This is a genomic window from Micromonospora sp. NPDC002411 (genome assembly GCF_053592955.1).
Map to the genome: position 1 here is coordinate 1 of NZ_JBSFBM010000260.1, position 9427 is coordinate 9427.

Sequence of the window (9427 nt, forward strand, 5' to 3'; positions counted from 1 at the left end):
CTGGCGGTGGCGCTCACCCCGGTGGGGGTGCCCGGCGCGGGCGGTGAGGTCACCGTGGCGACCGTCGACCAGGCCGACGCGGCGCCCAGGTAGGTGGTCCGCACCCGGTAGTAGTACGTGGTGTCCGGTGCCACGGTGACGTCCAGGTGGTTGTCGGCGACCCTGATCGCCGTGGTGCCCGGGCCGCTGGTGAACGTGGGGTTCGTTGCCCGCTGCACGTCGATCCCGGTGGCGAACGAGCGGTTCGACCAGCGCAGCGCCACCCGCAGCGGCGCGGCCGGCGGAAGCGCCGCGACCAGGCCGCTCGGCGCGGCCAGGTGCACCGAGGCGGGCACCCCGTTCGACCAGGACGAGTAGCCGACGGCGTTCTCCGCCCGGATCCGGTAGTGGTACGTCACGCCGGGGGTGACCGTCGCGTCGGTGTACCGGGTGGCGGTGGCTGCGACGGTGATCGTGGTGACCTCGCCGCCGAAGGTCGCGTCGGTGGCCCGTTGCAGGAGGTGGCTGGTAGCCGGTGGACGTCCGCCGTTGCCGGTCCAGGCCAGGGCGATCGCGGGTAGCGCGGTGGCCGAGCCGGACACCGGCGTGGCCGTCAGCCCGGTCGGTGCCTTCGGCGCCACCCGCAGCACCAGTGGCCGGGTCATCCCCGCGTCGCGGTGGCCGGCGAGCTGGCTGTGCCAGCGGTACTCCCAACCCAGGTTTACCAGTTGGTTGACCACCATGGCGGGTCGCCCGTCCGCCGGGCTGACCGGGGTCGACCCGGTACGGGCCCCGGCCGGGCGACAGTGGTCGAGCAGTCGGACGCTGTCGCCCAGCTTGAACGGCAGCACCGGGGCGACCGGACGCAACGCCACCACGACATCCTCCCGGGGGTTGACCCGGACGGTGTCCTTCCAGCCCAGCTCGTTGCCGTGCGGTGGCCGCACCGTGCCATCCCAGCCGACCCGGTTGACCACCTGCACGTCGCAGCCACCGAAGTGCAGCGGCTCGGTCTGCCGGACGTTGCCACTGATCCGCCAGAGTTGGGTGCCGTCGCCCGGCGCGCCCACCGGCACGGCGGGGTCGGTGGCGAAGAGCACCTCGGTGACCGGGTCGGTGGGGCCCAGCGGCAGCGTCGTCGGGTTGAGCGGCCCGGCGTGCGGGTGCCCGACGCCGAGCCGGCCGGCCAGCCGGCCATGGTCCGGCTCGAACACCTGCTGCGCCGCCTTGACCGTGATCGGCAGTGTGACCGGGCCGGCGCTGCCCGTCGGGGTGAACGTCACGGTGCTGGCGTGCACCGGCACCGTCGTCTCCGACCCGGTACGCGTGCCGAACGCCGCGTCGTAGGCCGGCTGCGGCACGATCGGCGGGCGCTGGCTGGCCGCGTACGCCACTGGCAGCCGCTCGCGCAGCCGTTCCAGGTCGTACGGCTGCACCGGCGCCCCGCTCACCCGGAACTGGAGCAGGGTGCGGGTGTTCGGGCCGTACCCCGGCTCGGTGGGAGGCGGGCCACCCTCGGCGGTGCGGTCCGGCGCGTCGGTGTGCTGGTCGTAGCGGGGGTCGTAGCCGGGCAGCGGCGCCGGTGCGTCGTTGTACAGGATCAGGGTGCTGCCCGGCGGTACGGCGGAGAAGTCGACGAGCACGTCGGCCCGCTCACCCGGGGCGAGCAGCAGGGTGTGCCCGTCGACGTTCAGCACTGTCGGGTCGAGCCGGTCGTACCGGTAACCGATCGGTCGGTTCGGGAGCACCACAGGTGCGGGCAGCAGCCCGGCCTCGTTGCCGATCTGGACGAACTCGGGTCCGGCCGCACGCGGGTCCGGCACCCCGCCGTCGCGTCCGTCGGTCGGCCAGCCGGGTGGCCGGTCCGCCGCCCGCACGGCGGGCACCATCGGCACCTCACCGGCGTCGGCGTCGGCGAGCGCGCCGTCGGCCGTCCACATCGCCTCGTCGGAGCGGGCGCGGTAGAGCTGGAGGTTCAGGTTGCGGTCCAGGCAGGCGTTGAGGATCCGGAACCGGTACGCGCGCGGTTGCACCTCCAGGTACGGGTAGGCGACGCCGTTGACGAGCGGGGTGTCGCCGTACGCCTCGGGGACCGCTGACGGGTGCGGCAGGTCAGGGCTCAGCGGTGGTTCGTCCGGCGCGTCGACCGGGTCGTGGTGGGGGTTCGGGGCCCAGCCGTCGGTGTGGACGCCGTCCGGGGTGGGGTTGTGCGACCAGGGGCCGTAGTCCCACCGGCCGGTCGGGTTGCGTCCGCCGGACCGGTACGGGTTCTGCCGGGGCTGGTACACGTGTGGGTGCCAGAGGCTGCCCCGGGCGCCCCAGCGTTCCCGGTCCCAGGTCGGGTCCTCGGCGGCGAGCTGGGTGTCGTCCGGCACGAACGTCTTGTCCTCGATCACCAGGGGGAGCTGGTCGGCCGGGAGCACCCCGTCGGCGACGAGCTGGTCCTCGGCCGGGTCGGTGAGCAGGTAGAGGGCGAGCTGCCCACCGTAGACGGTGAGCCGGGCCAGACCGGCGGTGTTGTCGTGCCACCACAGCAGCCGGCCGCTCTGGTCGTTCGGGTAGTAGAGCGTGGTGGCACCCGCGCCCGGTGCCGGCATGTCCGGCACGTGGGTCACGCCCACCCCGGTGGGGTACGGGGTGATCTCCCCGGCCGGGGTGATCCACTGCCCGGGGTTGCCGGCGCTGGTCCAGCCGGTCTGCGCTCCGGCCAGGTGCAGCACCGCCCGGTTCTGCGGATACGGCGCCGGTCCGTCCAGCGGGCCGAGACCGGCGCCCGCGATCGTGTCGTCCACCGGCAGGAACAGCTCGCCGGCCCGGCCGGTGGGGAGCTGGTTGATGAACTTCACCCGGACCGGTCGGCCCCGGCGGGCGAGGATCATCGGGCCGAGGTGCCACGGCCGGTCGGGGGGCGCCACGGTGTTGTGGCCCGTCGTGTCGGTGCCCAGGTTGAGCTGCCGGTAGCCGCGCAGCCGGGTGGCCGGCAGGTCCCGGTGCAGCCGCTGCGCGTACTCCTGTAGGCCGATCTCGTAGTAGTCGCAGCCCGGATAGCTGATCGTGTCCGGCGCTGCCACCGGCAGGTGGCTGCCGAGGTCGGTGCGGCAGTGCTGGCCCGGAGCGGGTAGGGGGTCGACGAACTTGCGCAGCCCGGTGCCGGGCACCACCCGCCCGCCGGGATCACGCCTCGGGCGGGGGCTGTGGGCGAAGTTGGGCACCGGGCCGAAGCATCGCGGCACCACGGCCGGGTCCAGGCTCGGGGCCGGGGCGGTCTCCTCGGCGGTACGCGCGGCGGGCACGGACGCCGTCCGTCCGCTGGCGGTGTCGCCCGTGTCGCGGGTCGTCCGCTCGAAGAAGGTGGAGCGGAGTCTGCGGAACATCGCCATGACTCTCCCCGGGGTCGGGGCACGACGTCCGCCACCCCGACGTGGCGAACCTCGGCACTCTGCTGACGGTCGGTGAGGGTTCAACCGCAGCATGCGACTTCGGCGGCCGGATAGGAATTACCCAATCGTCCGTTTCTGGGAGAACGTCGCGCTGGTCAGCCCGGTGCGGGTGGGCCGGGGCGTTCGGGCTGGCACACCGGGCACCAGTAGGTGACCCGTTCACCCAGCTCCTCCTTGCGGATCGCGGTGCCGCAGCGGCGGCAGGGCTGGGCGCGCCGACCGTACACGTAGCTGGTCTGCCCCCGGTGCAGGGAGCCAGTGCTGCTCTGCGTCCACCGGCCACGGTTGGCGGCGAGCAGCCGCTGCGCCAGGGTCACCATGCCGGGCAGGTCCGGTACCGCGTCGACCGGCGTCCACGGCGACACGCCCCGCAGGAACAGCACCTCGCACTTGTAGAGATTGCCCACCCCGGCCAGGTTGCGCTGGTCGAGCAGCGCCTCGCCGATGGTCTGCTCCGGGTGGTCGCCGAGCCGGCGGACGGCCTCGGCCGCATCCCAGTCCGGGCCGAGCAGATCGGGGCCGAGGTGACCGACCAGCCGGTCCTCCTCGGTCGTCGGCACCAGGGCCATCTCGTGCAGGTGGTAGCCGACCGCGACGGCACCGGGGCTGCGCAGCACCACCCGGATCAGGTGTGCGGGCCGTCCGTTCCAGCGTTCCCCCGGTGCGTACGCCCGCCAGGCGCCGTCCATCCTCAGGTGCGAGTGCAGGGTCCAGGGAGCCTCGTCGGGGGCGCTGAGGCGCAGCAGCAGGTGCTTGCCCCGGCTGGCCGACTCGCGCACGGTCCAGCCGGTGAGGTCGGTGGTCGCGAGCTGCGGCACACGAAAGTCACTGCTGGTGATCCGCGCGCCGGCGAGCGCGCGGTGCAGCACGCGCGCGGTGTTCCAGACGGTGTCTCCTTCGGGCACCCTGCCATCCTCCCTCTTTCGAGCGGAATTCGCATGTGTCGCTATTTGTACTCAGGTTCCTCATGATCTCCCGACATGCGAGGGTCAAGAGGTTCTGAGGAGAATGCCCATGACGCGACTTCGTTGTCGTATCCCGTCCGTCGCCCTCGTCGCCACGTCCTCCTTCCTGCTCACCGCCGCACTCCTACCCACCGTCGGCGGCGTTGCCGACGCCGCGACAGGCAGTCCGCTCGTCCTCGCCGCTGCCGCCCCGAGCGGCGAACGGTGGGACGCCGACCTCTCCGTCGTGGACCGCGACGACGTCAACGTCCGACGTACCGCCGCCGGGCTGCGGCTGCGCGAGACCCGGGCGACCGGACACCGTGCGCGAAGCCCGCACAGCGCCGTCGCCGAAGGGATGCTGCTGACCACCTCCCGCACCCTCGCCCGACCGGCCACCCGGGTCCGCGCCGAGATCGACGCGTCGGTCCCCGGCGGCGCGACAGTGGAGGCGCAGGTCCGCGGCTGGCGGACCCTCGGCTGGACGGAGTGGCAGGCCGCCACCGCCGGCGCGGTCTTCGACAGGTCGGTCACCCGGGTGCAGACCCGGGTGGTGCTCACCGCGACCAACGGCGGTGCCACCGCGACCGTACGCGGCGTGCGGCTCACCGCCGACGCGACAGCCGCCGTGTCCGCCGCCACACCCGGCCGCACCTACCGGGTGTACGCCACCCGCATCGGGCTGGTCGGCGAGGTGACCGCCAACGGCCGTACCGTGCAACCCCGGGACCACTTCGTGGCGCTGCCGTCGCGGCGCGGCCTGTCCCCGCTCAACACCGGCGACTACACAGTGCGGGTCTGCACGACCAACGGCACCCGCTGTGAGTACGCGCCGGTCTGGGACGTCGGGCCGTGGAACACCCGCGACGACTACTGGAACCCGTCATCGGTACGGGAGAACTGGAAGAACCTGCCGCAGGGCCGGCCCGAGGCGCAGGCCGCGTACCAGTCCGGTTACAACGGTGGGCGGGACCAGTTCGGGCGTACCGTGCTCAACCCGGCCGGCATCGACCTCGCCGACGGCACCTTCTGGGACGGCCTCCAGCTGACCACCAACGCCTGGGTGGACGTCGCCTACCTGTGGACCGGTGGCGGACCACGGGGCGTGGTCGGTGACGGCCCGCTCAACATCCGCTCCGGAGCCGGCACCTCGTACGCCGTGCGGGGCCTCGCCGCCCGGCTGGCCCACGTGCCGATCCAGTGCTACGTCACCGGACAGTCGGTGGCCGGCCCGTACCGCACCACCACCCGCTGGAACCGCCTGGCGACCGGGCAGTACGTCAGCCACGCCTACATCTCCAGCGTGTACGGCGGCAGCGTGCCGGTCTGCTGACCCGTGCCCGCCCTGTCGAGTGCTGCGTCAGGGGCGCTCGTCGGGGCGGGCCTGCCGCACCATGTCCTGGTAGCGCGGGTGGCTGGCACCGTAGACGGCGTAGTTGAGTCGGGCGTGCGACAGGCTCAGGTCGCCGTTCGGGCCACCCCGGACCGCATCGGCGTCGGCGTCGGTCTGGCCGTCGTCGGTCCAGAAGCAGACCGGGCAGGTCCCCCCGCCGGTCCGTGAGGCGCAGCAGGGACAACCCACGGGAACCACTTGTTCACCCACCGGGGCAGCATTCCACAGTCGAATATCAGCGGGAAACCCGCAGGACGTCACCCGGGACCACTCGGAGGAGGTCCACCGCCCGCCCGCCGTTGACCGCGACCGCCACCAGATCGGCCGAGTCGACGTACACCACCAGACCATCGGCCGGGGCGTCGGCGAAGGTCCGGCCCCGCACGGCCGGTCGGGTCCGCTCCGAACCGGGCGGCCCGACCCGCAGTGCTGCCGGAAGCGGGTCGAGCAGACGCGCTGGTGCGGCCAACTGGACGTTGCCGAAATGGTCCACTGTCACCACCTCGGCGGTGAAGCCCTCGTCGTCCACTGTCAGCGTCGGCGTCGGCAGCCGGACCAGGTCCGCCGGATTGATCGGCGGCCCCGCCTCGGCCAGCGGAGCGCCGAGGGCCAGCCGGGCCGCCGCCGGTGCGAAGACGTCCCGTCCGTGGAACGTGCTGGACACCCGCCCGGCCAGCCAGCGCGACTCGGCCAGCTGCACCGCAGCGGTCACCCCGCCGAGAGCGGCGGCGGCGTCCGGCAGCAGCCCGTTGTCCGGGCCGACCAGCAACCCACCGGGGGTGGCCAGCGCGACTCCCCGGCGGGCGGTACCCACCCCCGGGTCGACAACCGCCACGTGCACACCAACGGGCAGGTGCGGCACCGTCTGCGCCAGCACCGCCGCGCCCCGACGCACGTCCGCCGGTGGCACCAGGTGGGTCACGTCGATGACCCGGACGGCCGGCGCGAGCCGGGCGATCACCCCGTGGCAGGCGGCCACGAAGCCGTCGGTGAGGCCGTAGTCGGTGGTCAGGGAGATCCAGGGCGTGGCGGACATGCCCGCAGGCTAACCCTCGACGGCGGTACGTCGTTCCAGGACCAACTCGTCGTGCAGCGGAATGCCGTCCTCGCCCACGAGGGGGATCTCCGGCTTGAGGTGGCGGGCGCGGTCCACCGCTCCCCGGTCCACGTGGACCAGTCGCATGCCGCGTCGCTGGTAGAAGCGCAGCGCCCGCAGGTTGTCGTTCGAGGTGATCAGCCACACCCGGGCGAGGCCCGCCTCGGCCGCGATCGATGTCGCCGCCGCCAGCAGGGCCGTACCGGCACCGGTGCCCGGCACGGCCGCAACGAGGCTGACGACCTCCAAGCCGTCCCCGTCGACGTGGTAAGTCAACGCACCGGCCACCACCGTGTCGCCGTCGACCGCGACCAGAGTCGGCAGCGTACGCACGTCGTGCCGGGTGTCGTGGGCGACCACGTACGGGCCACCCCACTCGCGTTCGTGCAGCGCGTCGACCGCCGCCCGCTCGGTGGGTCGCGCCGGCCGCACCTCCAACCCGTCCACGACCCGACCGCCTTTCGTCCGCGTCTGCCCGCCGGCCCTGCAGCGTACCGGCCGACGGTGGTCGACCGGTGGCTGGCGGAAACGGGACAGCACGGCGACCGGCCGGCCCCTCGCGCCGTCCGGCGCGGTTGTGCAGACTGCGGTGGTGACACTTCGGAGCCTGCCCGCCGTCGGAGCCCTGCTGGTCGTCGTCGCCGTCACCGCTGGTTGCGGCGGTGCCGACGACGCGGGCCCGTCGAGCGCGGCCCCCAGCGTCTCGTCCTTCTCCGCCCCGGCGGCCACCGGTCTCCCGAGTGCGCCGACTCCCTCGGCTGCCCCGCCCAGCACCGACGGGGTCGCACCGCCGCCGACCCCAGGATCCGGCGCGCCGTCCGTCCCGCCGCAGGGGCCCACGCAGCGCCGGAAAGCCAGCCCGCCGCCGGTGGTGCTGCCGCAGCGGCCGGCCGGGGCTCCGGGCGCCACGCAGGTGGTCACCGCCTTCAAGGCAGCGGGTCTGAAGGTGCCGCACCCGAAGGACCGCTCGGTCGACTGTGGGCCGGACGGGCTGGGCCTGGGCTGTTCCGAGGTCGTCGCCACCGACGCCGTCACGGTGTACGTGTTCCCCGACGACCCACGAGCGGGCCCGCCCGGCGGTGCCGCCCACCCACTCCCCGACGTCGCTGGCACCGTCGCCGAGCCGGCGCAGCAACCCGACCAGCGGGTCGGTGGATCGGCTGAACTCCTCCCGGTACGACTCGGCAGCCGCCTTGATCTCCTCGGTGAGGCTTGTCGAATCGTCGTCGTCGCGGCGCGGATAGTCCCCGGCCAGCACCTGCCCGTACGCCCCGGAGTCGATCCACTGCCGCAGCTGCGCCGCCCGGGCCACCGGAACCGGGTGGGTGCTCCACGCCGTCATCCGGATCTTGTGCAGGCTGTCGCGCAGGTCGCCGCCGCCGGCGTACTCGGCGGCCTGCTCCAGAAACGCGGTCGTGTCGACCTGGGACAGGTCACCGCCGCCGGCGAGCTTCATCAGCAGCCGCAGCGCGGCGGCCGGGTCCTGCCCGGCGAGCAGACCGGCCCGGTCGGCGGAGAGTTCCGCCTTGCGCCACCACTCCAGCATCGCCGCGATGATCGCCCGCAACGCGATCGCGCCCACCGGCAACCAGCTCAGGTTGGCCGCCCACCGGGTGAGGATCATGAGCATGGTCTTGTAGACAGCGTGCCCGCTGCCCACGTGCCCCAGCTCGTGGCCGAGCAGGCAGCGCAGCTCGTCCTCGTCGAGTTGCTGCACGCACGCGGAGTTGAGCACGATGAACGGCCGTTCCAGGCCGACCGCCTCGGCACCCAACCAGGGCGACTGGGTCACGTACAGCTCGGGCAGTTCGGCCACGTCCAACGCCGCCGCGGCCTCGGTGTAGCGCTGCCACACCGCCGGGTACTGCCGGTGGTCGACCCGGATCCCCGAGGCCAGCACGGACAGTCGGAAGCCCCGCTCGTTCCACATGCCGAAGAACGACCGCAGCACGTCGTCGAAGCCGCGCAACTCCCGCAGCGCGACCAGGGCGCCCCGGTCGGCGGGATGCTCCCAGGCCCGCGAGCTGATGCCGGTGAGAGTGATCCGGCGCCGCGCGGGCGTGTCCGTTGCCGACATGATGAGTCCCCCGATCGCCGTGCTCCTGGTCTTCCCGCGCCGTGCTCTGGGTCTTCCCGCGCCGTGCCCGCCGGGCCGTGCCGATGGCGGCCATCTCGCATCGTGCCGTAGCCAGTGGCGGACGTCCATGCCCCGCTCAGCGAATACGCACGTAGTACCGGTCCGCGTCGTGCGGCAGCGCCGGCGCGCCGTCGACCAGCAGGTCCGCCCGGGAAGCCGTGTCGTCGGCGGCGAAGTGCGCCCGCTCCCCGGCGTGCCATCGACGTAGCTCGGGCAGGATCTCCGGCCCGTCCCGGGCGACCGCGCGAGCCAGCCGCAGCGGCGCGGGCGCGGTGACGAAGACGGCCAGGGTCAGCTCCGGCCCGATCACCGCCCGCGCGGCGCTGACCCCCTCCAGCACCAGCACCGACGCCACCGGAACCGGAACCGGCCGGGGCAGGACAGTGTCGTCGGCCAGGATGGCGATCTCGGTCGGCCCGGCCTCGGCGTCGATGCCGA

Annotated in this window: 6 protein-coding genes and 2 pseudogenes; 1 reads left to right on the forward strand and 7 read right to left on the reverse strand. The window is 73.6% G+C overall.

Annotation, left to right across the window (positions count from 1 at the left end; translation table 11 throughout):
• The coding region (locus ACWCO3_RS25655) for a hypothetical protein (protein WP_450012435.1) at positions 1-3359 on the reverse strand (3359 nt) is incomplete at its 3' end.
• 155 nt (positions 3360-3514) lie between these two features.
• Entirely contained in the window at positions 3515-4324 is an 810-nt protein-coding gene (locus tag ACWCO3_RS25660) for a DNA-formamidopyrimidine glycosylase family protein (protein ID WP_145784973.1), read from the reverse strand.
• Positions 4325-4433: 109 nt separating this feature from the next.
• Between ACWCO3_RS25660 and ACWCO3_RS25665 the strand changes: the two genes are divergently transcribed.
• Complete coding sequence (locus ACWCO3_RS25665) at positions 4434-5696, forward strand: hypothetical protein (protein WP_450012437.1); 1263 nt, start codon at positions 4434-4436, stop codon at positions 5694-5696.
• Between the two features lie 27 nt (positions 5697-5723).
• Here ACWCO3_RS25665 and ACWCO3_RS25670 read toward each other — a convergent pair whose 3' ends face one another.
• From ACWCO3_RS25670 to ACWCO3_RS25690, 5 genes and pseudogenes are all read right to left on the reverse strand, one after another.
• Complete coding sequence (locus ACWCO3_RS25670; RefSeq protein ID WP_088946738.1) at positions 5724-5966, reverse strand: CPCC family cysteine-rich protein; 243 nt, start codon at positions 5964-5966, stop codon at positions 5724-5726.
• Between the two features lie 25 nt (positions 5967-5991).
• On the reverse strand, positions 5992-6792 hold the full coding sequence (locus tag ACWCO3_RS25675; RefSeq protein WP_450012439.1) for an SAM hydrolase/SAM-dependent halogenase family protein: 801 nt from the start codon (positions 6790-6792) through the stop codon (positions 5992-5994).
• A gap of 9 nt (positions 6793-6801) precedes the next feature.
• The gene (locus tag ACWCO3_RS25680) at positions 6802-7299 is read right to left on the reverse strand and encodes a GNAT family N-acetyltransferase (protein ID WP_208745083.1); all 498 of its coding nucleotides are present in this window, start codon (positions 7297-7299) and stop codon (positions 6802-6804) included.
• Between the two features lie 895 nt (positions 7300-8194).
• Positions 8195-9058: pseudogene (locus tag ACWCO3_RS25685) on the reverse strand (M48 family metallopeptidase); the annotation flags it as partial.
• Positions 9059-9065: 7 nt separating this feature from the next.
• Positions 9066-9427, reverse strand: a pseudogene (locus ACWCO3_RS25690) (hypothetical protein); the annotation flags it as partial.